Consider the following 21,086-nt stretch of genomic DNA (forward strand, 5'->3'; position numbering starts at 1 on the left):
ATATAAGGAGGAATAACAAACATGAATCATGAACAAAAATCTACGCTGTCTCCTATTTCACAAGAGCAGCAAAGCCCCGATACTCAGCTAACGGAAAAAGAAGAGCGTATGCCGGAGTATACGCATACTTCGCTTAATCCAGATTCATAGAACCAAAAGAGAAATGCCGCGGCATTTCTCTTTTTAATGTTTTTACACTTTTCCTTATTAATCATGACATTGAAACAAATGGAGGTAAATACAATGAACATAGCGAACGAGTACCATTATCTGTCAAATAAAAAGGAGAATGAACATGAAGAAAAAAGCATTTGGAGCAGTCTATGCTCTTTTAACGCTGTTCATTTTAGGTGCCTGCAGTACCGAAGACGTTGTGACAAATAATTCAGATCCAAAAGTTTCTGTCTCTACTCCAGTTAAACCGCTGACGAAAAAAGAATTTAGTAAAGTTGGAACATCAGGGTTAACAAGCCCTTCTAAAAAAGATTTTCACAAAGTACATATGATCCTTACTTTACGCGGTACGGATTACCTGTCGAATATTCAAGTTAAGCTACCTAACTATAAAGAAGCTTTTAATAACATGAAAGACGATCAGCAAACAAGATATTGGTTTGGCAGCGGTGCAGATGAAGAGCAAGAAAATAAAAACATCTATACAAGAGAATTTTTCCTTTATACGAAAGGCTTAAACAATAAGCAAATTAAAGAAATTTTAGCAACAGGTAAGATCAAGGCGTCTTGGGTATTAAAAGATACAAAAACGAAGGTGCAAGCGGAATTTGATGCCGGTAAAAACATAAGATTTGAAGCAAAATGAGAAATCCACGAATTAGCAAAAGCCCTCTTTATTAAAAGAGGGCTTTCTCTTATTATATGAAGAACAACTACCTTGTCACCTGCACCTAAAGGTTTGGATTTGAGGCCAGACTTTCAGAATGCAGCATATTTTCTAAGCTATCTACCCGTTATAAACGCTAGCGCATGTTCCAGGCTTTGGCTCATAGTAGCAATGATTTTTGTATTGACCAGAAGCCGGTTGACCGTACCAGGTTGGAGGGCATGGAGCGTATGGATTAAAGTACCACAAGGCATATTTCCCCGGGTGTTCTCTCCAGTAATCCAAATTCTTTTTGGCTAGCCTTTTTTCAACACTTCTTGCTCTTTGGTAAAATACGTTTCCTTTTTGAACAGCTTCAAACGAATAGTTGCCTCCCTGCACCTGATAAACAACTTGCGGAACGGATCTTAAATTCTTAAAATCTAAACAGTTTGCTTTAAGACGATTTACAATGACATTTCCAACATACAGCATGCCTTGTTTTCCTTCGCCTTCAGCTTCTGCTCTCATCATCCTTGCCATTAAAGCAACATCTGAATCTCGATAACTTACTCTTGGCATTTTTTCACCCCAAAAATATACTATGAAAAAAACACGGTCTTGATGTCACTGTCCCTAAAATAACAATATCTGGATGTCAAATACACGATGAGCACACTGACACTACAGCAAGAGTTTCTATTACGAAGAGCTTATTCTTTTTCGTAATAAAGCTGAGCAATTTGCCCGTACTGCTTCATATGAGTGAACTTCAAGTTCATTTCTGGAATCCCTTGCTTAAATAGCGGAATACCACCCCCAAGCAAAACGGGAATAACCGATATGATAAATTCATCCACCCTCTTTGCTGTTAAGAAATCAGCGAGAATATCCGAGCCTCCTACTAGCCATATTTTTTTATTGTCTTGGTTTAAGCTGTTGAGAAATGACGTTACGCTTTCGTTTACAAACTCTACATGTTGATTTTTTCCTTGAACTGAGCGGCTAAATACGTAGCACTTTTTATCGGAATAAGGAAACTCAGAGGTGAGCTTTAGCACATGGTCGTACGTAGCTTTTCCCATAACGACCGCATCACACGTTTGATAAAACGCTTCGTAGCCGTTGTCTCCCTCTCCTTCTACGCTTTCCAGCCAGTCAATCTCTCCGTTTTCTCTTGCAATATACCCGTCTAAACTTGCCGCAATATATACGGCGATTTTTTTCTTCATTCCCTTTTCTCCTTTCAACTTTACTGTTTCTGTATGATATCATCTTAATACGACAAATTTTGTCACATTAAAAGAAAAAGGTGAAAATAAATGGCTAAGTCTAGACGGCTTGTTGATATGCTCATGTTTATTAATACAAAAAGAACGTTTACAGCAAAAGAACTAGCGGAGGAATTTGGTCTTTCCGTGCGGACCGTTCAGCGCTATTTGCTGGACTTAAGTGAATTAGGACTGCCTCTTTACGGTGAAAAAGGACGAAGCGGCGGCTACAGAGTGTTAAAAAATCGTATTCTCCCCCCTATTTTGTTTACGGAAGAAGAAGCTATTTCTATCTTTTTTGCTTATCAAGCTCTGCAGCATTATCATAACCTCCCATTTGATGCAGAAATTCATGCGGCTCTTCAAAAATTTTATATGTATCTGTCTGAGGAAACAAAGAAAAAAGTAGATAAAATGAGTGCTCATATTGCATTTTGGAATCCAAAAAGAAATCTAGATACTCCTTATTTAAAAGAGCTGTTAGAAGCAAGTCTTGCAGGAAAATATATTGAATTTCTTTATGATTCAAAGACGGGGCTAACAAGAAAACAAGTCAAACCTCTTGGCATTTATGCTCATAACGGTTTATGGTACTGCCCCGCTTATTCCTACGATAAGCAAAAAGTGTTATTGTTTCGAGCGGATCGTATTCACTCGTTAAAAATTTTAGAAAAAGACGAAAATATGTCTCTTACGTTAAAAGAATGGCTGGAAACAACTCCGGTAAACACACAGCCTATTTCGTTGAAAGTAACCTTGACGCACGAAGGCGTTCGTCAGTGTAAAGGCGTTCCGTGGCTTGAAAATCATGTGAAGGTAACGCATGACGGCGGTGGCTATATTGATACGATAACTGATGGAAATGAACTAAGCTACATGGCTTCTTTTTTCTATACCTTAGGTGCTCATGCCCTTATTGAAGAACCTCAGGAGCTAATTGAGAAGATCTGCTATCACGCAGAAGAAACGCTAAGGCGCTATAAAAATGAGGCTGGGACAAAAGTATTTTAGTTGAAGGTGAAACAGAAATATTAAGTGAAATCATTAGTTAATATTTCTGTTTTTTTGTCATAGTGGAAGCAGTTCTAATGTGTTTAATTGCTTCTAGCGGTTGATTGGAGGGCATGGCGAAGACTCCTGCGGGAAAAGCGGAACAGGTGAGACCCCGCAGGAGCACAAGCGACGAGGAGGCTCATCGGCCGCCCGCTGAAAGCGAAGTCTTGCACGGAAATCAACAGCGGTGTCACAAGCGATCTATGCGAGTTCATTTCTCAAATTTGTTCGCCTTTAGATGATATGGGTTTAGTTGTGTCTTCACCTCGCTATAAAAAATAACCTCCGCTAAATAGCGGAGGTTATTTTTTATTTACCCAGCCCACACGTCTTTTGCGTATCGACCCTTTTCTTCTAGCTGCTGCAGCCATAAGCGAGCGTCTGCTTCACTCACTTTGTGAACGTCAGCATAGCTTTTCATAAGCGTTGCTTCAACGTCAGGGGCCATTTGGCTTCCGTCTCCGCAAATATAGAAGTGCGCTCCTTGGTCAAGAAGTTCAATCAATTTCGTACCGTCTTGTTCCATCACGTGCTGAACGTATGTTTTCGGCTGATTTGGTACGCGAGAAAAAGCGGTATGAAGCGTAATGATGCCTTCATTTTGGGCGCTTTCAAGCTCTTCTTGATACAGATAATCTTCATGAGGTGAACGGCAGCCAAAGTATAAATGCGCTTCTCCAAGCGACTGTCCTTGTTCTTTTAACTGTTTGCGAGCCTGCACAAAACCTCTAAACGGCGCGACGCCTGTTCCTGGCCCGACCATAATAAGCGGCGTTTCAGGGTCTTTTGGCAGCGTAAACCCTGATTGCGGCGTAGAAACAAAGCAAGTAATCGTATCTCCTTCTTGCAGCTCGGCAAGGTAGTTTGACGCAATTCCTTTGTATTCCCCATATCCGCTCCATGCTCCTCCTGAGACAACGCTAACCGTGATGCTTGCTTGTTTTTCATCCACACGAGGTGAAGATGAAATTGAGTAATAGCGCGGACGCATGCTTGGAAGAAGAGCGATAAATTCGCTGAATTCCATTTCACACGCCGGATATCTTTCAAGCAGTTCAAGCATTGTTAAGCGTTTTGCCAGCACTTGTTCTTTGTACGCTTGCTTTTCAAGCAAGGCTTCAAGCTCCACTTTATGCGGCGGGCAGACCGTTTTAGCAGCCATTGCGCGAAGCTGCGTGCGCGTAACAGGATCTTGAAGCTCTACGTATTGCAGAAGCTCTTCTACTGATACTGTTTTACCGAGTGGCAAATGAGCTAATTTTTCTTCTTCTGCTTCCAGACGGATTTGCTGTGATGCATCTAGACCGAACCTTGCTGTTACACGGTTTACTATTCCTTCATAGTTGCGAGGAATAACACCTAAATGATCTCCTTCTTGATAAGAAGCTTCTTTTGGAAGTTCAATTTCAAGGTGTCGCGTGCTTCGTTCACTGCCTGGCTGTTGAAGCTCTTTGCTTGCTACAACGTTCGCTGAAAATGCACCGTGCATTTTCACAAGCGGCATGTCCGCGGCGCTGTCGACAAATTGAAGTGAAAGCGTAGATTTATTATCTTCACTGTTTTCAATGTCGAGGTTAAAGTAGGCTGCTACATCACTCCACATATGTTCACGCCATTCTTCATATGTGCCTTCAAAGTCGTCGCTTGCATCTGCTTCACCGCGGTCAGAGATGTTTTCTGCCCCTTTAGCGGCAAGCGTTTCATCGATAAAAGCAGGCACTTTTTGATACGTTGTCGCCCAGTTTTTATCGCCGCATCCAAATACAGCGTAGCGAACACCTTTTACTTCATCAGCAGACGCTTGGTCTAACCACTCGACAAATTGCTTTGCGTTATCAGGCGGGTGTCCGTTATAAGAAGCCGTTACAATTAAAACAGCTCCTTTATGCGGAAGATTTCCAGCGTGAGAATCAAGCGTTGCGACCTGTGGTGCAAATCCTTTGCTCATCGCAATATCCGCTAAATCACGCGCCGTTCCTTCGGCTGTTCCCATGTTCGAACCGTATAGCACAAGCAGTGGCGTATTATGAGCATTTTCTACCTTTTTGCGTACTTTTTTAGCAGACTGTTCAGTGCTAGGTGAAGGAATGCCGCCAAGCGGAATTTTTTTCGATTTTGCTTTCACAACAAAGCCTTCAGGTTTTAACGTTAAGGTTTCTTTAATATCCAGCTCGTAGTTTGTATGATCTTCAAAATCAAAGTGTTTTAGCATCATACCAAGTACAAGCGTTGCTTCATGAAGAGCGAACTGCTGACCGATACACGCACGCTGACCGTTTCCAAATGGTTTAAACGCATGCTGCGGAATCGCGCTTGGGTTTTCAAAACGCTCTGGGCGGAACTCCTCTACATCGTCTCCCCAAATTGTTTTATCGCGGTGAAGCTGAGGAATCAGAACCATCAGTTCATCACCTTTTTCTAAAGGATATTCTCCTCCAAGCACCGTATCTTCTTTTGCATATAGGGAAAACGCAGGAGCCGTTGGCCATAAGCGCAGCGCTTCGTTTAAGACCATGCCCACATATTTAAGCTGTTTGACTTGTTTGTAGCTTGGAACAGGATCTACTAGAACTCGTGCTGCTTCTTCTGCTGCTTTTCGTAATACATGTGGATTTTTCACTAAGAAATACAGCGCAAATGATAAAAGACCGCTTGTTGTTTCGTGTCCCGCAATTAAGAACGTAATAATTTGATAGCGAATGTTCTCGTCATCAAGCGGCTCACCTGTTTCTGGATCTTTTCCGTTTAGCATATGCGTTAACAAATCATCGCTTTGTTCACCACTTGCTTTGCGGTCTGCAATAATTTTATCTACTAGGTCGTTCATTACCTTGACATCTTCTTGAAACTGGCGCTTATTTTCATCGTAAGCTGGATCATCTGGATTTGCTCGCTGCAGCTTGTTCATCGCTTCATCTAGCGCGCGTACCATACTTGTAATAAACGGATGAGGCTGATCTCGATAAAAGCTGTTAAAGCGGTAGTTAAATCCACAAAGACCGATTGTATCAAGCGTTAAGCGCGTCATATCTTCCGGTACTTCAATATGCTCATCTGCATTTAGACGCTCCCACTTTTGAATAAGCTGCACGGCGATATCGACCATCATCGCATGATAGCCTTTCATTGCCTGCTGACTGAAACTTGGAAGTAAGATATTATGCGCTTTTTTCCAATTTTTTTCGTGCGTCCAGCTTGTAAATAATCCGTCTCCTGCAAAATCACGTACAAATTTAAGCGCTTGACTTAAGTTTTTATCAAAGCGTGATTCATCGCATGCTTCTTTAATTAGACGCTGACTTGATAAGTAACGCGTTACACGGCCAGGCGCTTCAAATTTAAAGATTTCTCCTAGTTCATCCGCAATTTTCATCAAAGCTTGAACTGGTTTATCTGTGTTTAATAACGGTAAATTTTTAAGCTCTCCAAACGTTTTTGGCTGAGGCATTTCTTTAATTGTCATGTTATCCCTCTTTCACTTGTTAAGTTTCATGATTGTCTGCTAAGTGCTGCCCACAGACTCTCTTCTACACCTGTAAGAAGTTCATCAGTTAAAGATAAGTAGTCATTTTCAATCATTTCATATACTTCCATGAAACTTCCAAATAAAATAGCAATTAGCGCATTTTCAGGAAGATTTCTAATCACACCTTGCTTTTGTCCTTCTCTGAAGAATGTACAAACAAATTCCACCAGCTTTTGATATGCTAAGCGGCTCTCTTCCGTTAAAAAAGCTCCTTGGCTATGAGTTTTAATAAATCCAAGAGCCCGAGGATGGTTTTTAGTAAATGTCACCATACCTTCAAAGATATGATGAAACCCATCTCGGTATCCATCTCTTTCGTTTGCCAGACCGCTTTCAATGCACTGTAAAAACTCGTTTACGTGTTGCTGAAATAATTCATTTACAAGGCTTTCTTTATTTTTAAAGTAGCGATAAATTGTTCCTGCTCCTACTTTGGCATTTTCTGCAATCATTGGCATCGTTGTTGCATCAAATCCTCTTTCTGCAAACAGCAGAAGCGAAGCAGAAAAAATCGCTTTTTGTTTTGTTGGAGTAGATTCCACTTTATCACCTCTTTTCAAAAACGGAATGAACGTTCATTCCGCTACAATTACAAGTATAAAAAACTGCATCTTAATAGTAAAAAGATAACTAGAAAAGTGGAAATAAAAGGTTCTTTCATTCTAATTTTATACCATTTAAAGGTAATTAACCGAGCCTTTCAGAATCTTTTGCGCTTACAGAAAATTAGTCCACTTATCCCCTATATTAACATAATATAACATAATTTATTAAGGACAGAAGTTTAAAGGAAAAGCAAAGTGGAAATAGAAAAGAGTTACACAAGGCGTAAAGGAGGATTAAAAATGAACCAAGCAAGAGTTATAGAATACGAAGAAATGCTTCGTTCAGCCATGCTTTCTAATAACGTAGAGCTATTAGAAGAATTACTTTCAGATGAGCTTATTTTTGTGAATCACCTTGGGCAATGGTTGTCAAAAGAAGAAGATATAAATGCTCATCGTTCAAAAAGTCTTGATATAGCGGGCATCGAAGTGTTGGATCAAGAAATTAACCTGTTTCAAGAACTTGCCGTTACGGTTACAAAAATAGCGTTAAATGGGTCGCTGGCGACCGGTGAATCGATCGGAGGCGAATACAGCTATACGCGAGTTTGGAAAGATGTTGAAGGGAAATTAAAGGTTGTTTCTTGTCACTGCAGTTCTAGCGCATAATCAACGCAGCCACAACAAAAAACATCCCTCCTTTCGTTTGCATTCGCCAAGGGGGATGTTTTTTTACTAGTTAAAAGACTTTCTTTCTGTCTCTGTCATCTTTTAAAATCTCCACGGCCTCACGGAACCGCTGTGAGTGAACAATCTCTCTTTCTCGTAAAAACCGTAAGCTGTCGTTTAAATCGGGATCATCTGATATATCAATTAACCATTGATATGTAGCTCTTGCTTTTTCTTCTGCAGCTATGTCTTCATAAAGATCTGCGATCGGATCTCCTTTTGCCTGTATATAAGTAGCTGTAAACGGAACCCCAGCAGCATTATTGTAATAAAGTGCACTATCATGGTTCACATAGTGTTCTGCTAATCCCGCTGCCTTCAGCTGCTCCGGCGTTGCATCTTTTGTTAACTTATAAATCATCGTAGCAATCATTTCAAGATGAGCAAACTCTTCTGTCCCGATATCGTTTAGCAGTCCAACAACTTTATCGGGAATCGTATAGCGCTGATTCAAATAACGAAGTGCTGCTGCAAGCTCTCCGTCCGCTCCCCCGTATTGTTCCATTAAATATTTGGCAAGCGTTGGATTACACGTGCTTACTTTCACTGGATACTGCAATTTCTTTTCATACACCCACATATAGTTCCCGCCTTTATCTGCTTATATTTGCCATGGCCAAGGGCTTGTTCCCCAGCTCCACTTTCCGTCGGTATAGCTGTTTCCATACTGCTGGAGCGGCCCGTACTTTGTTTCAAAGTTTCTTTTTAACTGCATAGCCTGCTGCGCGTATTCGTTAAACTGCTGCATAGCGTGCTGGTCATTTGGATGGGTATCTAAATACAGCGTTAATTCTACTAGTGCAAAATCAATGGCCTGTATTTCCTCTAAATCCTGATAGTACTCCGGAGGTAGATTTTTCATTCTTCATCCCTCTTCTTATCTTTGTATGGATTTTCATAGTAGTCCCAAAAAGCCGGCCACAGCGTTCCTTTTTTTAGCGCTTCTTTCGGTGAAAACTGCTGCAGATTCGGCGGCTGAAATCCCATGTACAATTGAGGCGGCGTAGAATAATATTTAACTCCTATCGGCCGGCAAGGATCATAGATACTGTGGAAAGGTTGATAGGTCTTAACCGGTGTAAACATCTTTTTTGGATTGTTATCCATGAAAAGTCCTCCTCTAAAAACACACTCTGTTTTATCCTATTCAGCTTTTATCGAGTTCATGAAGGAATTTATTTCCGACTTAGGAACCAAACTTTTCTTCATAAAAAAGACCTATGTAAAAAACGCTATAGTTGCCCAATCCCTTTAGGCAGCTTTCTCATACTTTATAAAATAGTGATAAAAAAATAGAGATGATTAAAAAATGGACATTAATTACATGGATTTTTATTCTTACTCAGCAAGATTTCCTGGACCTCAACTACCGCCCGGCCCACCTAGACCACCAGGCGGTTTACCTATACCTAACCCGCAGCAAGCCCCAACTTCCCCTCCGCCGGCATTTATTCCAGCTCAACAAACGGCAACTCCATTTGCCGTTGATCCAGGAGCCATTTCTCTATGTCTATTCCGCAACACGTTCATATGGCTTAGAAACGGCTCTAGCTTCTGGTATTTTCCTATTTTTGTAGGCCCGCGATCAGTTGCAGGATTTAGATGGAACGGACGTTTTTGGACCATTTTCGGTGTGGATACACAACAAATTGTTTCGTTTACGTGTTTTTAAACGTTATGAAAAGAGATTGAGACATAGTTAAATCAATACAACCTAAAGACGAGCAAATTGGATACATGAACTAGTATGGGTGGCTTGTTACACCGCTGTTGATTTCCGTGCAAGACTTCGCTTTCCGCGGGAGTCTTCGCCTTGCCCTCCAATCAACAGCTAGAAATAACTGAATAAATATATGAAAGCTATGTTCACCATACTAATAAAAAAATCCGAACGAGTTTGATTTTCAATCAAGAATCAAACTCGTTCGGATCTTCCTTCAACTAACAATTTTTATACCAGCCTCTTTTTACTTACTAGCTACTATTACACTATTGTTTTTATTCCAAAACCGATCAGCAGCACTCCGCTGCATCGTTGAAAAGCTTTTTGAAATACCGGTTTTTTAAGCCATTTTTTCACGTAATCTATTACATACACCAAGATTAAAAACCACCCTACCGCTATAAGCGTCAGAATAAAACCAAGTATCAGAAGCTGTTGATTTGTGTGTGCATCCAAGTTAATAAACTGTGGCATAAACGTAATATAAACTAATACCGTTTTAGGATTAAGAAAATTACTAAGAGCCCCTTGCATATATGATTCTTTATAGCAACGATTAGATGAAGACTTTACAGTTTTTGTTTCTTCTGAAATGGCCTCCAATGAGAGCGTATTTTTTGTCAGAAATATTTTGATGCCTAAGTAAAATAAGTACGCTGCCCCTATATATTTAATCGTGTTAAACAGATACACCGACTGCGCAATAGCAACAGACAAGCCAAGCACAGCAATTAACGTCCAAAACGTGAGGCCTGTAGCCATGCCGAGTATGGTAAAACGTCCTGCTTTTGCTCCGTGATGAAGCGTATTTTTCATGATAAGAATTGTATCAGCACCAGGTATCATGGACATGACCAATGCCATCAGCATGTAAGCAGCTAAATGATCCACAGTTCTTCTCTCCCTTTTGAGCTATTACTAGCATCCTGTTTTCTTTTCACTTTCAAATATTTTCATGTATTGTTTTGGTGTTAACCCAACCTGACTTTTAAAAAATCGAGTCAAATGACTTTGATCACTGAATCCCGTTAAAAACGATACGTCAATCGGTTTTTTTCCTTGCTCTAGCAGCTTTTTAGCCTGATTGATTCGAATTGTTTCCAAGTAGCTATATGGAGAGATTCCTTTTTGCTTTGTAAAAGAACGCAGCAGCCGGTATTTGCTCCATCCAATTAGCTGACTTAATTCATCCAGCGTGATCTTGTTTGTATAGTTGTCTTCCAAATAGCTGCAGATAGTTGTGATTTCATGAGACGTGTCAACGGCTGACGAAAGAAAAGAAAGATTTGAATGATCCTGCATGAGTTCTTCTAGCAAATATAAAAATAACTCTTCTTTCTTAAACTCACGTTCACCATTTAAAATTTGCAAATGAAGCTCTTTTAAACTAGAGACAGCATCACTTCTTTGCACCACGCTGCTGTTAAAACGCGGAAGACTTTCACTGCCATTAATGTCAAAAACAGCTTTTTTCATTACTTCTGGCGTCACGTTAATACAGCGATAATCAAGCGTTTTGCCGTCGATTTGTTCACAGCTATGGACATCATACGGATTAAACAGCAGCAAATCTCCTGGGTTAATGATGTATTCTTTGCCTTGGCAAATTAAATGACGCTGACCTTCTTCAATAAATCCAATCACATAATACTCGTGAAAATGAGCAGGAAACTTTTGCATAATTCCTTTAAAACGGTAAGCTTCAATATGTAAATCGGCATCAACGTGCGCCGTGCGAATTTCTTTTGTCATCAATCGACCCCTCCTTGTCACATACTAAGCTTTTTAACCATACTATTCACTCGAAAACTTTTCTTGTATGATATTGCAGATAAGACTTTTTTCCATTACTTTTATCCGTTCAGCTACAGGTGGTACTAATCACTCTTAAGAGTGATTTCTCTTCTTTCCTCTAGTAATTTTCCGCTCAAATGATAAAATATAGACACATTTTATGGACGAAAGAAGGGATACCGTGAAATATAGACAAATTAAATGGCTGATTTTGCTTCTTCCAACTCTGACCATCGCGCTTTGGGAGTATGTTCGCCATGCCTTTTTGCTCCCTTACATCTCAATGGATATGGGAAATGTGCTTTCTCCGCTCCTTGTCTTTTTTGTCACGCTTGTGTTTGTCCGCTATTTATTTTCTATTTTAGAAAAAATACAAGAGGAACTAAGACAAGAAAAAGAAAAGAAAGCAGCACTTATTGAACGTGAAAAATTAGCTCGTGAACTGCATGATGGCATTGCGCAGTCGCTGTTCCTCCTATCTGTTAAAATGAACAAGTTCGGAAGAAAAAACAACTTAGAGCAGGATCCTGATTTTATACGAATGAAACAAACTCTGCAGCATGTTCATGACGATACGCGCCAAGCGATTACAAATTTAAAGCACTCTCCTTCAGACTCTTCAGAAAGCTGGACTGAAAGCATTCATCAATACGTCGATGATTTAACACATACTCATTTACTAGATGTAAATTTAGATTGGAGACTGTCAGAAACAACGCTGTCGAGAAAAGAAAAAAATGAGCTGTTTGCCTGTGTGAAAGAAGCTGCTATGAACGTCATTAAACATGCAAAAACAAATAAAATCTGGATTACAGCCAGTGAAACGGCAGGCGGATGGATTTGTGAAATTACAGATTTCGGTATAGGTTTTACCTCTGACTCTCTCAAGGCCGGGCTTGGTTTACAAATTATGAAAGATCGTGCTAAAGATATGAACTGGGACTTTTCTATTCAGCGAAAACAGAATCAAACGACTGTTAGTATTAAAAAGGAGGTTACGTAAATGCAGCCGTTTCGTATTTTAATTGTAGATGATCATGCTCATGCGAGAGAAGGCATTCGCGATATTTTAGAAGAATATGAAGATTTTATTATTGTTGGCGAAGGAACCAACGGGCAAGAAGCTATTGAGCTGACTGAAAAATTAATGCCCGATATCGTGTTAATGGATATTGGAATGCCTGTGATGGACGGCTTAGAAGCGACAAAACAAATTAAGCTTCAGTTTCCGTACGTTAAAATTGTGGTTATCACGGTTTCAGACGATATTACGGATTTATTTGATGCGCTGAAAAAAGGCGCACAGGGCTATTTGTTAAAAAACCTGCAGTCTGAAGTGTGGTACGACTATTTGCGTGCGTTCGCTTTAGATGAAGTTCCTATGTCAAAAGAAATTGCGTTTCAAATTTTAAAAGAGTTTCCTCAGGAAACGTCCATTACAAAACCCGACACTCCCCTTTCTGCACGAGAGCTTGAAGTACTTCAATTAGTGGCTAAAGGACTGTCGAACCGCGATATCTCCGCGCAGTTATTTATTTCTGAACACACGGTAAAAAGCCATTTAAAAAATATTTTAAGCAAGCTTCATTTAGAAAACCGCGTGCAGCTGACAAGCTATGCGTTTCAAAATGGCTTAATGAATTAACAGCTTTCACGAGCTGTTTTTTTATTAGCACCTTCCTCTTATAAGTCCCAACAATCACTCTCAGGAGTGATGGCTAATTCTCCCTTTCCTTCTATAATAAAAGCACGTTAGTTAGTAAAAAGGAGGAAAAAATGATGCAGGAAAAGCAAGAAGAGACAACGAGTACAAATAAAAAAAGCACGGCGCGTTCTCAAGGTCTATACAAAGCCACATGGCGCTGGCATTTTTATGCGGGTTTAGTGTTTACTCCGTTTCTTCTTATATTAGCTGTTACTGGCGGTATGTATTTATTCAAGCCTCAAATTGAGGAAAGACTGTACCACGACTTGTATCATGTACAAGCTCAGTCACAGTCCGTATCTCCTTCAGCACAAGTACAGGCTGTAAAGGAAAAGTATCCAGGTGCTGACGTGTTGACTTATAAGCCCAGTGATCGCCCCACTCGTTCTTCAGAAGTAGGAATCTCATTAAAAGACCATACATATACGATTTTCGTTAATCCTCATAATGGTCACATCATAGGAAAATTAGATGATTCGAGTCGCTTAATGAATCAAATTGAAGAATTTCACGGAGAGCTGATGGCAGGAACCGTGGGTGATCGTATTGTAGAACTTGCGGCCTGCTGGGCGATTGTCTTAATTGTAACCGGCGCTTTTTTATGGTGGCCGCGCAAAAAAGACAAAATAAAAGGCGTGCTGATTCCTCGTTTTTCAAAAGGTAAAAACGTGCTTGTACGAGATCTTCATGCGGTACCGGCCTTTTGGATTTCAGCTGGTATGCTTTTTCTCGTACTAACGGGCCTTCCGTGGTCAGGACTGTGGGGCAATGCGTTTCAGCAAATCGCCACAAACGCAGGCGTTGGATACCCTCCGTCTATTTGGGTAGGCAGTGCGCCTACTTCAAGCGTGCAAACAAAAGATGTAGCGGACGTGCCTTGGGGAGCTGAAACGTTAGAAGTTCCAAGCTCCACAGCTCAGCAATATACAAAAGTATCGCTTGATGACATTGTAGGTATTGCAAAAGAACAGCATATTCACGACGGCTACACCATTTCCATCCCGCAAGAACCTCAAAGCGTATATACGCTTTCTGTTTTTTCACCAAGGGCTCAGGATGAAGCAACCATTCACCTTGATCAATATACTGGAGCTGTTTTAGCTGATTATCGGTACGGCAACTATGGATTTATGGGCAAATTGATTGCACTTGGTATTACGCTTCATAAAGGCACACAGTTTGGATTTATAAATCAGCTTATGGGCCTTATTATTTGTATCGGAATTGCTGGTATCGCTATCAGCGGAGCCTTACTGTGGTGGAAACGAAAACCAGCTAAAAATATGGGGGCTCCTAAAGTTCCTGAAGGAAATGCACTGCGAATCGTGACGTGTATAATCGTGGTGTTTGGTCTCGTCTTTCCTTTAGTCGGACTGTCCTTGATTATCGTGTGGCTTTTAGATTTCTTTGTCATCAAACGAATTCCAGCATTGAAGCGGTTTTTAAACGCATGATTTATGAAACGATGTGAGGTGCAGTAACAATGAACAAATGGAAAATACCCGGATTGATCATATTTAGTACACTTGTACTTTCCGCGTGCTCTGTAAACAGTAACGCAGACCAGCTCTACAAGCAGCAAAAGCCTCTGTCTGCGCATGTGATGCTTCCTGAAAATATAGAGCCACAGAGCACACAGGTGTTAGAAGTGCATGTAATGCAAGAAAATAAAACGGTGGATGATGCCAAAATCGTTCAGTTTAAAGTGTGGAAAAAAGATGCTCCCGGTAAAGTTGAAACAGCAAAGGCACATTATGACGGCAGTATGTATAAAGCAAAAGCAGCCTTTAAAGAGGATGGTATTTACTATATTCAAACCGATATTAATGCCCGCGGTGAGCACATCCTTCCTACTCAGCAAGTCGCAGTAGGCAAATTATCGAAAGAAGAGTTACGTTCACTGCAGCCAGCTGAAAACAAAACGCATCATCATCACTCTCATCATTAGACATAAGCTCACGTTCAGCATCTGCGCGTGAGCTTATATTTTTCTTATGGATTCTAGCTAGTTCCATTATATGTTTTTACATTTTTTTCTTATTACTTTAAAATAAAAGTGATAAACGTTTTATAAAGGAGTTTTACAGATTGAAAAAAATTGTTTCTGGTATTTTAATTTTAGTATTAGCCGTTATTGTTATGATTGAAGGAAATCCGTTAGAGCAGAACTCTTCAACGAATACCTCCTACGATGAAGTAATTACCTTCCCTGCTGATCGTTACCCTGAAACTGCAGCGCACATTCAACATGCAATCGATAAAGGAAAATCGGCTGTTTGTACAATCGACCGAGACGGGGCTGAGGAAAACCGCCGTGAGTCTTTAAAAGGCATTCCGACTAAAAGCGGCTATGACCGAGATGAGTTTCCGATGGCCTTTTGTGAAGAAGGCGGAAACGGCGCAGATATTGAATATGTAAAGCCTTCAGACAACCGAGGCGCCGGGTCTTGGATCTCACATCAAGTAGACGAGTTTCCTGACGGTACGAAGGTTTTAATTGAAGTGAAGTAAAAAGAATGGTCGTGATGACCTTTCTTTTTTTATATTAAAAGTCTATAAAAAATGAAAAATTGCTCTTGCCTAAAGATACTCTTCACTTTTAAAATAAAAACGTGTGCTTTATATATATGCATCATCGTTTTATAGGAGGAATGAGTTTCTTGGACAATCTATGGCAGCAGCTACTTCCTGCCTCATGGCAATTAACTTTATTTATTTTCTTTTTTGTCTATATCTTGCGCTACAAACAAGAGAATAAATTCAGCATGCAGCTTCACGTGCTGCTTAAGTTTCTTTATGCCGTTATTTTGATTTTAAATGCGGTGTTGTTTTTAGTGGAAAGTCAGCGCGATTTTCTTTTTTATGCAACGCTTTTCATGAGTATCCTAACAATTATTTTGATGGAGTTCACGCTTTCTGCAAAAAAACAGAACGAGCTTGATTTTATTTCAGCCGTTTCTTGCTGTGTTCTTCCGATTTTTATTTCTTTACTCGAACTTAGTTAATGAAACAAAGGCCTCTGGGGATTCAGAGGCCTTTTTGATGTTATTGATCTTTGTTGTTACGGTCCATCATATCTTTTGGATCTTCTATAATATCTTCCGGATCACGGTTATTGTCTTTTTCATCATCTCTGTACATCTTGTCATTTTTATCTACACCAGGTACGTTATTGTTGTTCATGTTATCTAGACCTGTGTTTACAAACGCCACGTATACTTTGTCGATTTTATTATCTGCTTCTCTCACGCGGTCCGCAATTTTTTGTTCAAAATCAGTTGAAACTTCATGGTAAGTATCGCCGTTATACGTTACGTTGTTAACCTTACCGTTATCATTGTTGTCCGCTGCGTCATTTCCGGCTAGATCTACTGTTACATAAGCATTATTATTATCGCGAAGTACATACGCATCATCAACTTCCTTCATATCTTCTACATTTTGCGCTGCTTCAACTGATTTCGTGGGCTGATCGGTGTTGTCCCTTGGGATATTGTTATCAACTCCGTTGTTTGTAGAAGTGTTGCGTAAGTCATTTTGAGTATTGTCCATTGCGTTATTGTCTTTATTTCCTCCACATGCAGCTAAGCCTGAAAGAAAAAGAACTGAAGAAGCAATGATAAGTCCTTTTTTCATTTTTTCCATCTCCTTAAATATAGTTTGCAATGGTATTATGCTTAATTTTTGCAAAACTATTCAGAGGAGGTGGAGGATTTACAAAAACTTTTTTCTATACAAACTTAACGCTGCTGGCAATACTACAAGGAACATTTCAAGATTGCAACTGTACTTATTCACCTAACATCTTTCGGACAGCTATGGACAGCGTAATTATATGACGTTCTACATTTGCCTCTTCTGTAACTTGTTTCTGTTCATCGACGTTGTAAACCGGTGCTGGATTTTGTGTGATTCCGTTGATCGTTGTAGCCATAAAAGCTAGCAGATCATCTGTTGGTACAGCCAGAGAGAAATTCTTTACTTCTATTTGTTCCGTGATAAAGTCGTGAAGCTTCTTTTGAATATATTTAAGGTTAGATACTTCAACTAGCTGATCTTCAATTTTCATAAAACGCTGAGGGTCTTTTGAATACAACGCTACTAGTTCAAAGTAAATTTCTCCTCTTGCTGTCATCGATTCTTGAATATGCTCTCCAATATACATAATGAAATCATGCAGCATTTCAAAGGAATCTTTCTTTGTCTGAAGTAGGGCTTCAATTTTATCTTTTACTTTATAGCTGACGCTTTCTTGATTAAGAAGTCCGCCAAATACTTCATCAAGGTTTGAAAAATATTTGTACACGCCTCCTTGACTCATTCCAGATTCCAAGACGATATCTCGCATGGCTACATCATGCACCGGTTTGCTCTTACATACTCTTTTGTCTGCTTCTAAAATCTCTTACTTCTTTTTTTCAGCGTATCCTTCCCTTACTTTTGGCATTTTTTTCACGCTCGCTTACTTTTTATTTATTCCCGAATGTCTCGAGTGTATTAATAATCACCTGAGCTGCTTTTTCAACTCCTTTTTCAGCTCGGATTTGTTTTCCAATTTCTTGTGCTTTGGATCGAATTTCATTAACCTGCGTATAGGAAATGGCTGCGGATAATTTTTCAGCGGTCAATTCTTTTCTCGGAATGGCTTTTGCTCCAGCTCCTAGCTCGTGAATTTTTCTTCCCCAAGCGAATTGGTCATTTCCATAAGGAACAATAATACTTGGAACACCAGCTCGAAGGCCTTCGACTGTTGTTCCTGCTCCTCCATGATGAACAACGGCAGACATTTTAGGAAACAGCCACTCATGAGGAATATCTTTTACAAATAAAATGTCTTCTGTATCTCTTCCGTGTGATTCATTCCGCTTCCTCCTGTATTGATGATACCTCGTTTCTTGGCAAGTTTTAAGGCTTTAATCACTAAAGCAGTCGTTTCGCCTGCATTTTTTTTATCCCCAACACTTCCAAATCCAATATAAACTGGCGGTTCTCCAGCCTTTAAAAACCTTTCAAGCTTCTCTTCCGGCTGATAGCTATGGTCACTGTCCATAAACCAATTTCCGTAGGAATGAACGTGTTCAGGCCAATCTTTAGATAAGGAAAATACAGTGGGACTTGACGAAATAATGGTTGGGTTAGCTGCTGTACGCTGCTTTGGGTACGGACATGAAAAATCGTTAGGTCTTTCTCCATGAAAACATTGCTACTAAAAAAGATTATAGAGGCAGTGGAGTCGGAAAGTTGCTCTTAAATAAAGCAGAAGAGTGGGCAAAACAAAGAAAACTTATAGGAATGTCCTTGGAAGCACAAGATGATAATCTTGGTGCATGCAGATTTTATGTGAAACAAGGATTCATACTAGGTGGCGTTGACACACTAAAGCAGTCATATAATCCTACTATTGAAACCACTTTATACTGGTATAAGCTATTCAAGTAACAGAGGCTTTAGCGGAATAAGTAATACAGTCGTTTCAACATAGGAATTTTAAAAGGTTAAATAGTTGAATTTGCTCGTCTTTGGTTAAGTCCGAAAACGTGGCATAGATGTCTTTAATCATTGAGAAACCGCCTCCTGAAAGAGTATTTTATCACCTCTTATCAGGAAATAATCTATGTAAAAAGAGCCTTTCCTAAAGATAAACCCGCTCTTTATAAAGAATGAAAAAAAGATGCTTCGCGTTTTAAACGAAGCATCTTTTTTCTTTTACAGCTATGAATACTATCTACTTTTTTAAGTTAAACTGCTCGTGAAGCAGCTAATTTCTCGATTGGGGCTTGTTCAATGTCTGCTGCTGAAATATGCAGCAACTTTTCTAAAATAGGCGTTATACCCTCATTTGTTTTATTACTTTTTTTGCAGTCATTAATATGTTGGTTTAATTGCTTTTTATAAGCCTCGGTATGAATGAGCCACTGACTTAAAAGCTCTTTTGTCGCCTTTCTTTCGTCTTCACTTTTAGCTCCAAATAAGCTTTCCATATCAGGCTCTTGAATAATGAGCTTACTAAAATCTTCGCTTACTGCAAGCCAAAAATAGTTCTTTTCGTATTCGTAATATCTATGTTCTTTTAATAAAAAGTAGCCAATTTCAAATTCAATGCGATAGAGCGGCTGGTTCACTTTCAGCGCATGAAGGCTTTTAAAGTTAATATGCTCTACGTCATCTACATAAACCTCTGAACCGTATTGGGTTTTAATAATCTTAGCGTCTATTGTATTCATGATGTTTACCTCTTTAGGGATATTATGAAAGAACGCGTGCATTCTTTTTCTAGAATGCGCACGTTCTTTATCTTTTACTTAGTTTTGAACAGCATTTTTCCAATCAGCCGCAAATTTTTCAATTCCTTGTTCAGTTAAAGGATGTTTAACAAGCTGCTCGATTACTGAATATGGAATAGTTGCAATATGAGCTCCGGCAAGGGCTACGCGTGTAACGTGGTCCGGATGTCTTACAGAAGCCGCAATGATTTGAGAGTCGATATTTTGAATGCGGAACAACTCGGCAATTTTAGCCACAAGCTGTACGCCGTCTTCTGAAATATCATCAAGGCGACCAAGGAACGGAGATACATACGTTGCACCTGCACGAGCTGCTAAAAGCGCTTGGTTTACAGTAAAAATAAGCGTTACGTTTGTTTTTACACCTTTTTTAGCAAGGTAGCGAGTCGCTTCTAATCCAGCAATCGTCATTGGAAGCTTAATCGTAATGTTTTGATCTCCGCCGTTAATTTTGATTAGTTCCTCTGCTTGCGCAATCATGTCTTCTGCTGTTTCGGCATCCGGCGTCACTTCTGCTGAAACGGATTCTACTTCTGGAACGGTTTTTAAAATTTCTTCAATACGGTCTTCAAACTTTACGCCTTCTTTTGCAACAAGAGAAGGGTTTGTTGTGACTCCAGATAAAACGCCCAATTTGTATGCTTTTTTAATATCGTCAAGGTTTGCAGTATCAATAAAAAATTTCATCTTTTCATTCCTCCATTAGTTTTTTTTACTATACCCACTATTTCACTTGTTATTTCTTTTCCACAGCATGACCGCCAAACTCGTTTCGAAGCGCGGAAACTACCTTTCCTGTAAAGGTATCATCTTCAAGCGAGCGATAGCGCATCAGTAAAGACATCGCAATAACTGGCGTAGCTGTTTGAAGGTCTAGAGCGGTTTCTACCGTCCATTTCCCTTCACCAGAAGAGTTCATAACTCCTTTGATGTCATCTAGCTTAGCATCTTTAGAGAATGCATTTTCTGTTAATTCCATTAGCCATGAACGAATAACAGATCCATTGTTCCATACTCTCGCCACTTTTTCGTAATCATAGTCGAATTGGCTTTTTTCAAGAACTTCAAATCCTTCTCCGATTGCAGCCATCATGCCGTATTCAATGCCGTTATGAACCATTTTTAGAAAGTGCCCGCTGCCTGCTTCTCCAGCGTATAGATATCCGTTTTCTACTGCTGTATCGCGGAAAATAGGTTCAACAATTTCCCACGCTTCACGATCTCCGCCAATCATATAACATGCTCCGTTACGAGCGCCTTCCATTCCGCCAGATGTTCCAACGTCCATAAAGTGGATTTTGTTTTCTTTTAACTCGTTATAGCGTCGAATAGACTCTTTGTAATGAGAGTTTCCGGCTTCAATTACGATATCTCCTTCAGCTAAAAAAGGCGTCACTTCACTAATAACAGAATCAACAACCGTATGAGGAACCATCAGCCAGACAACTCTTGGTGTTTCTAGTGACTGAACAAGCTCCTGCAAGCTTGATATTCCTGAAGCACCGTACTCTTTCATTTGTTCTACTGCGTTTGAATTTACGTCAAATGCTACAACGTCATGACGCTGATCCAATAAGTTTTGTCCTAAGTTAATCCCCATTTTCCCTAAACCAACTAATCCTACTTTCATGTGAAC

General features: G+C 39.8%; 27 protein-coding genes and 1 pseudogene. 12 read left to right on the top strand and 16 right to left on the bottom strand.

Going from position 1 to position 21,086, the window contains the following annotated elements:
- Nucleotides 1–21 precede the first annotated feature (21 nt).
- Together ACN6NE_RS00405 and ACN6NE_RS00410 are read left to right on the top strand one after the other, a co-directional pair.
- On the top strand, nucleotides 22–150 hold the full coding sequence (locus tag ACN6NE_RS00405; RefSeq protein ID WP_013057929.1) for a hypothetical protein: 129 nt from the start codon (nucleotides 22–24) through the stop codon (nucleotides 148–150).
- A gap of 145 nt (nucleotides 151–295) precedes the next feature.
- A complete protein-coding gene (locus tag ACN6NE_RS00410; RefSeq protein WP_129710552.1) occupies nucleotides 296–820 on the top strand; it encodes a hypothetical protein in 525 nt (174 codons plus the stop codon).
- Between the two features lie 141 nt (nucleotides 821–961).
- Here ACN6NE_RS00410 and ACN6NE_RS00415 read toward each other — a convergent pair whose 3' ends face one another.
- Complete coding sequence (locus ACN6NE_RS00415; RefSeq protein ID WP_129710553.1) at nucleotides 962–1,402, bottom strand: cell wall hydrolase; 441 nt, start codon at nucleotides 1,400–1,402, stop codon at nucleotides 962–964.
- 131 nt (nucleotides 1,403–1,533) lie between these two features.
- A complete protein-coding gene (locus tag ACN6NE_RS00420) occupies nucleotides 1,534–2,052 on the bottom strand; it encodes a dihydrofolate reductase family protein (RefSeq protein ID WP_474324031.1) in 519 nt (172 codons plus the stop codon).
- Between the two features lie 90 nt (nucleotides 2,053–2,142).
- Here ACN6NE_RS00420 and ACN6NE_RS00425 point away from each other — a divergent pair, with 90 nt between their 5' ends.
- Nucleotides 2,143–3,102, top strand: a complete 960-nt coding sequence (locus ACN6NE_RS00425; RefSeq protein ID WP_474324033.1) for a helix-turn-helix transcriptional regulator — start codon at nucleotides 2,143–2,145, stop codon at nucleotides 3,100–3,102.
- Between the two features lie 355 nt (nucleotides 3,103–3,457).
- On the opposite strand, the gene ACN6NE_RS00430 is transcribed toward ACN6NE_RS00425, so the two are convergent.
- Nucleotides 3,458–6,607 (bottom strand): bifunctional cytochrome P450/NADPH--P450 reductase, encoded by a 3,150-nt coding sequence (locus ACN6NE_RS00430; protein ID WP_474324034.1) that lies wholly within the window; start codon nucleotides 6,605–6,607, stop codon nucleotides 3,458–3,460.
- Nucleotides 6,608–6,633: 26 nt separating this feature from the next.
- The gene (locus tag ACN6NE_RS00435) at nucleotides 6,634–7,212 is read right to left on the bottom strand and encodes a TetR/AcrR family transcriptional regulator (protein ID WP_063247369.1); all 579 of its coding nucleotides are present in this window, start codon (nucleotides 7,210–7,212) and stop codon (nucleotides 6,634–6,636) included.
- 303 nt (nucleotides 7,213–7,515) lie between these two features.
- On the opposite strand from ACN6NE_RS00435, the gene ACN6NE_RS00440 reads away from it, so the two are divergent.
- Nucleotides 7,516–7,884, top strand: coding sequence for a nuclear transport factor 2 family protein (locus ACN6NE_RS00440; protein WP_129710558.1), 369 nt, complete (start codon nucleotides 7,516–7,518; stop codon nucleotides 7,882–7,884).
- Between the two features lie 70 nt (nucleotides 7,885–7,954).
- Here ACN6NE_RS00440 and cotJC read toward each other — a convergent pair whose 3' ends face one another.
- The 3 genes from cotJC to ACN6NE_RS00455 are packed head-to-tail and all read right to left on the bottom strand — an operon-like array spanning nucleotide 7,955 to nucleotide 9,051.
- Nucleotides 7,955–8,524, bottom strand: coding sequence for a spore coat protein CotJC (gene cotJC / locus ACN6NE_RS00445; RefSeq protein WP_013057937.1), 570 nt, complete (start codon nucleotides 8,522–8,524; stop codon nucleotides 7,955–7,957).
- 21 nt (nucleotides 8,525–8,545) lie between these two features.
- Nucleotides 8,546–8,806: a spore coat protein CotJB gene (locus ACN6NE_RS00450; protein WP_129710559.1), complete on the bottom strand. Its 261-nt coding sequence runs from the start codon at nucleotides 8,804–8,806 to the stop codon at nucleotides 8,546–8,548.
- The gene (locus ACN6NE_RS00455; protein ID WP_013057939.1) at nucleotides 8,803–9,051 is read right to left on the bottom strand and encodes a spore coat associated protein CotJA; all 249 of its coding nucleotides are present in this window, start codon (nucleotides 9,049–9,051) and stop codon (nucleotides 8,803–8,805) included. The genes ACN6NE_RS00450 and ACN6NE_RS00455 overlap by 4 nt, the downstream gene beginning before the upstream one ends.
- 202 nt (nucleotides 9,052–9,253) lie before the next feature.
- Here ACN6NE_RS00455 and ACN6NE_RS00460 point away from each other — a divergent pair, with 202 nt between their 5' ends.
- Nucleotides 9,254–9,616 (top strand): transporter, encoded by a 363-nt coding sequence (locus tag ACN6NE_RS00460; RefSeq protein ID WP_129710560.1) that lies wholly within the window; start codon nucleotides 9,254–9,256, stop codon nucleotides 9,614–9,616.
- 312 nt (nucleotides 9,617–9,928) lie between these two features.
- Here the strand turns inward: ACN6NE_RS00460 and ACN6NE_RS00465 are convergent, their stop codons facing one another.
- Nucleotides 9,929–10,558 (bottom strand): LysE family translocator, encoded by a 630-nt coding sequence (locus ACN6NE_RS00465; protein ID WP_474324038.1) that lies wholly within the window; start codon nucleotides 10,556–10,558, stop codon nucleotides 9,929–9,931.
- 27 nt (nucleotides 10,559–10,585) lie between these two features.
- The gene (locus tag ACN6NE_RS00470; protein ID WP_129710562.1) at nucleotides 10,586–11,419 is read right to left on the bottom strand and encodes an AraC family ligand binding domain-containing protein; all 834 of its coding nucleotides are present in this window, start codon (nucleotides 11,417–11,419) and stop codon (nucleotides 10,586–10,588) included.
- A gap of 223 nt (nucleotides 11,420–11,642) precedes the next feature.
- Between ACN6NE_RS00470 and ACN6NE_RS00475 the strand changes: the two genes are divergently transcribed.
- The 6 genes from ACN6NE_RS00475 to ACN6NE_RS00500 all read left to right on the top strand — a co-directional run bounded on the left by ACN6NE_RS00475 (nucleotide 11,643) and on the right by ACN6NE_RS00500 (nucleotide 16,171).
- Nucleotides 11,643–12,464: a sensor histidine kinase gene (locus ACN6NE_RS00475; RefSeq protein ID WP_129710563.1), complete on the top strand. Its 822-nt coding sequence runs from the start codon at nucleotides 11,643–11,645 to the stop codon at nucleotides 12,462–12,464.
- A complete protein-coding gene (locus ACN6NE_RS00480) occupies nucleotides 12,465–13,106 on the top strand; it encodes a response regulator (RefSeq protein WP_014459245.1) in 642 nt (213 codons plus the stop codon).
- Between the two features lie 131 nt (nucleotides 13,107–13,237).
- Nucleotides 13,238–14,620 (top strand): PepSY-associated TM helix domain-containing protein, encoded by a 1,383-nt coding sequence (locus ACN6NE_RS00485; RefSeq protein ID WP_474324041.1) that lies wholly within the window; start codon nucleotides 13,238–13,240, stop codon nucleotides 14,618–14,620.
- Nucleotides 14,621–14,649: 29 nt separating this feature from the next.
- Complete coding sequence (locus tag ACN6NE_RS00490) at nucleotides 14,650–15,114, top strand: FixH family protein (protein ID WP_129710565.1); 465 nt, start codon at nucleotides 14,650–14,652, stop codon at nucleotides 15,112–15,114.
- A 140-nt stretch (nucleotides 15,115–15,254) separates the two neighbouring features.
- Nucleotides 15,255–15,677, top strand: coding sequence for a NucA/NucB deoxyribonuclease domain-containing protein (locus ACN6NE_RS00495; protein WP_013083984.1), 423 nt, complete (start codon nucleotides 15,255–15,257; stop codon nucleotides 15,675–15,677).
- 140 nt (nucleotides 15,678–15,817) lie between these two features.
- Nucleotides 15,818–16,171 carry a DUF1516 family protein gene (locus ACN6NE_RS00500; protein WP_223272376.1) on the top strand — a complete coding sequence of 118 codons (354 nt, stop codon included), beginning with the start codon at nucleotides 15,818–15,820 and terminating at the stop codon, nucleotides 16,169–16,171.
- 40 nt (nucleotides 16,172–16,211) lie between these two features.
- On the opposite strand, the gene ACN6NE_RS00505 is transcribed toward ACN6NE_RS00500, so the two are convergent.
- From ACN6NE_RS00505 to ACN6NE_RS00520, 4 genes are all read right to left on the bottom strand, one after another.
- Nucleotides 16,212–16,802 carry a hypothetical protein gene (locus ACN6NE_RS00505; protein ID WP_129710567.1) on the bottom strand — a complete coding sequence of 197 codons (591 nt, stop codon included), beginning with the start codon at nucleotides 16,800–16,802 and terminating at the stop codon, nucleotides 16,212–16,214.
- A 154-nt stretch (nucleotides 16,803–16,956) separates the two neighbouring features.
- Nucleotides 16,957–17,568 (bottom strand): TetR/AcrR family transcriptional regulator, encoded by a 612-nt coding sequence (locus ACN6NE_RS00510; protein ID WP_474324318.1) that lies wholly within the window; start codon nucleotides 17,566–17,568, stop codon nucleotides 16,957–16,959.
- Nucleotides 17,569–17,635: 67 nt separating this feature from the next.
- Complete coding sequence (locus ACN6NE_RS00515; protein WP_240702748.1) at nucleotides 17,636–17,998, bottom strand: glycosyltransferase; 363 nt, start codon at nucleotides 17,996–17,998, stop codon at nucleotides 17,636–17,638.
- Nucleotides 17,986–18,216, bottom strand: coding sequence for a hypothetical protein (locus ACN6NE_RS00520; RefSeq protein ID WP_240702740.1), 231 nt, complete (start codon nucleotides 18,214–18,216; stop codon nucleotides 17,986–17,988). The genes ACN6NE_RS00515 and ACN6NE_RS00520 overlap by 13 nt, the downstream gene beginning before the upstream one ends.
- A 143-nt stretch (nucleotides 18,217–18,359) precedes the next feature.
- Between ACN6NE_RS00520 and ACN6NE_RS00525 the strand changes: the two are divergent.
- Nucleotides 18,360–18,605: pseudogene (locus ACN6NE_RS00525) on the top strand (GNAT family N-acetyltransferase); the annotation flags it as partial.
- 299 nt (nucleotides 18,606–18,904) lie between these two features.
- Here the strand turns inward: ACN6NE_RS00525 and ACN6NE_RS00530 are convergent.
- From ACN6NE_RS00530 to gnd, 3 genes are all read right to left on the bottom strand, one after another.
- Complete coding sequence (locus tag ACN6NE_RS00530; RefSeq protein WP_474324045.1) at nucleotides 18,905–19,390, bottom strand: hypothetical protein; 486 nt, start codon at nucleotides 19,388–19,390, stop codon at nucleotides 18,905–18,907.
- A gap of 78 nt (nucleotides 19,391–19,468) precedes the next feature.
- Complete coding sequence (gene fsa, locus ACN6NE_RS00535) at nucleotides 19,469–20,137, bottom strand: fructose-6-phosphate aldolase (RefSeq protein ID WP_129710569.1); 669 nt, start codon at nucleotides 20,135–20,137, stop codon at nucleotides 19,469–19,471.
- A gap of 49 nt (nucleotides 20,138–20,186) precedes the next feature.
- On the bottom strand, nucleotides 20,187–21,080 hold the full coding sequence (gene gnd, locus ACN6NE_RS00540; protein ID WP_129710570.1) for a phosphogluconate dehydrogenase (NAD(+)-dependent, decarboxylating): 894 nt from the start codon (nucleotides 21,078–21,080) through the stop codon (nucleotides 20,187–20,189).
- Nucleotides 21,081–21,086 lie beyond the last annotated feature (6 nt).

It is taken from the genome of Priestia sp. 53B2, assembly GCF_056099005.1.

Excerpts from the sequence above, each read along its gene's own strand:
- ACN6NE_RS00520 (WP_240702740.1), bottom strand. The coding sequence starts at position 18,216 with ATGGACAGTGACCATAGCTATCAGCCGGAAGAGAAGCTTGAAAGGTTT.
- ACN6NE_RS00425 (WP_474324033.1), top strand. The coding sequence starts at position 2,143 with ATGGCTAAGTCTAGACGGCTTGTTGATATGCTCATGTTTATTAATACA.
- ACN6NE_RS00485 (WP_474324041.1), top strand. The coding sequence starts at position 13,238 with ATGATGCAGGAAAAGCAAGAAGAGACAACGAGTACAAATAAAAAAAGC.
- ACN6NE_RS00460 (WP_129710560.1), top strand. The coding sequence starts at position 9,254 with ATGGACATTAATTACATGGATTTTTATTCTTACTCAGCAAGATTTCCT.
- ACN6NE_RS00440 (WP_129710558.1), top strand. The coding sequence starts at position 7,516 with ATGAACCAAGCAAGAGTTATAGAATACGAAGAAATGCTTCGTTCAGCC.
- ACN6NE_RS00455 (WP_013057939.1), bottom strand. The coding sequence starts at position 9,051 with ATGGATAACAATCCAAAAAAGATGTTTACACCGGTTAAGACCTATCAA.
- ACN6NE_RS00405 (WP_013057929.1), top strand. The coding sequence starts at position 22 with ATGAATCATGAACAAAAATCTACGCTGTCTCCTATTTCACAAGAGCAG.
- ACN6NE_RS00505 (WP_129710567.1), bottom strand. The coding sequence starts at position 16,802 with ATGAAAAAAGGACTTATCATTGCTTCTTCAGTTCTTTTTCTTTCAGGC.
- ACN6NE_RS00500 (WP_223272376.1), top strand. The coding sequence starts at position 15,818 with ATGAGTTTCTTGGACAATCTATGGCAGCAGCTACTTCCTGCCTCATGG.
- fsa (WP_129710569.1), bottom strand. The coding sequence starts at position 20,137 with ATGAAATTTTTTATTGATACTGCAAACCTTGACGATATTAAAAAAGCA.
- gnd (WP_129710570.1), bottom strand. The coding sequence starts at position 21,080 with ATGAAAGTAGGATTAGTTGGTTTAGGGAAAATGGGGATTAACTTAGGA.
- ACN6NE_RS00530 (WP_474324045.1), bottom strand. The coding sequence starts at position 19,390 with ATGAATACAATAGACGCTAAGATTATTAAAACCCAATACGGTTCAGAG.
- ACN6NE_RS00480 (WP_014459245.1), top strand. The coding sequence starts at position 12,465 with ATGCAGCCGTTTCGTATTTTAATTGTAGATGATCATGCTCATGCGAGA.
- ACN6NE_RS00410 (WP_129710552.1), top strand. The coding sequence starts at position 296 with ATGAAGAAAAAAGCATTTGGAGCAGTCTATGCTCTTTTAACGCTGTTC.
- cotJC (WP_013057937.1), bottom strand. The coding sequence starts at position 8,524 with ATGTGGGTGTATGAAAAGAAATTGCAGTATCCAGTGAAAGTAAGCACG.
- ACN6NE_RS00450 (WP_129710559.1), bottom strand. The coding sequence starts at position 8,806 with ATGAAAAATCTACCTCCGGAGTACTATCAGGATTTAGAGGAAATACAG.
- ACN6NE_RS00415 (WP_129710553.1), bottom strand. The coding sequence starts at position 1,402 with ATGCCAAGAGTAAGTTATCGAGATTCAGATGTTGCTTTAATGGCAAGG.
- ACN6NE_RS00420 (WP_474324031.1), bottom strand. The coding sequence starts at position 2,052 with ATGAAGAAAAAAATCGCCGTATATATTGCGGCAAGTTTAGACGGGTAT.
- ACN6NE_RS00470 (WP_129710562.1), bottom strand. The coding sequence starts at position 11,419 with ATGACAAAAGAAATTCGCACGGCGCACGTTGATGCCGATTTACATATT.
- ACN6NE_RS00430 (WP_474324034.1), bottom strand. The coding sequence starts at position 6,607 with ATGACAATTAAAGAAATGCCTCAGCCAAAAACGTTTGGAGAGCTTAAA.
- ACN6NE_RS00490 (WP_129710565.1), top strand. The coding sequence starts at position 14,650 with ATGAACAAATGGAAAATACCCGGATTGATCATATTTAGTACACTTGTA.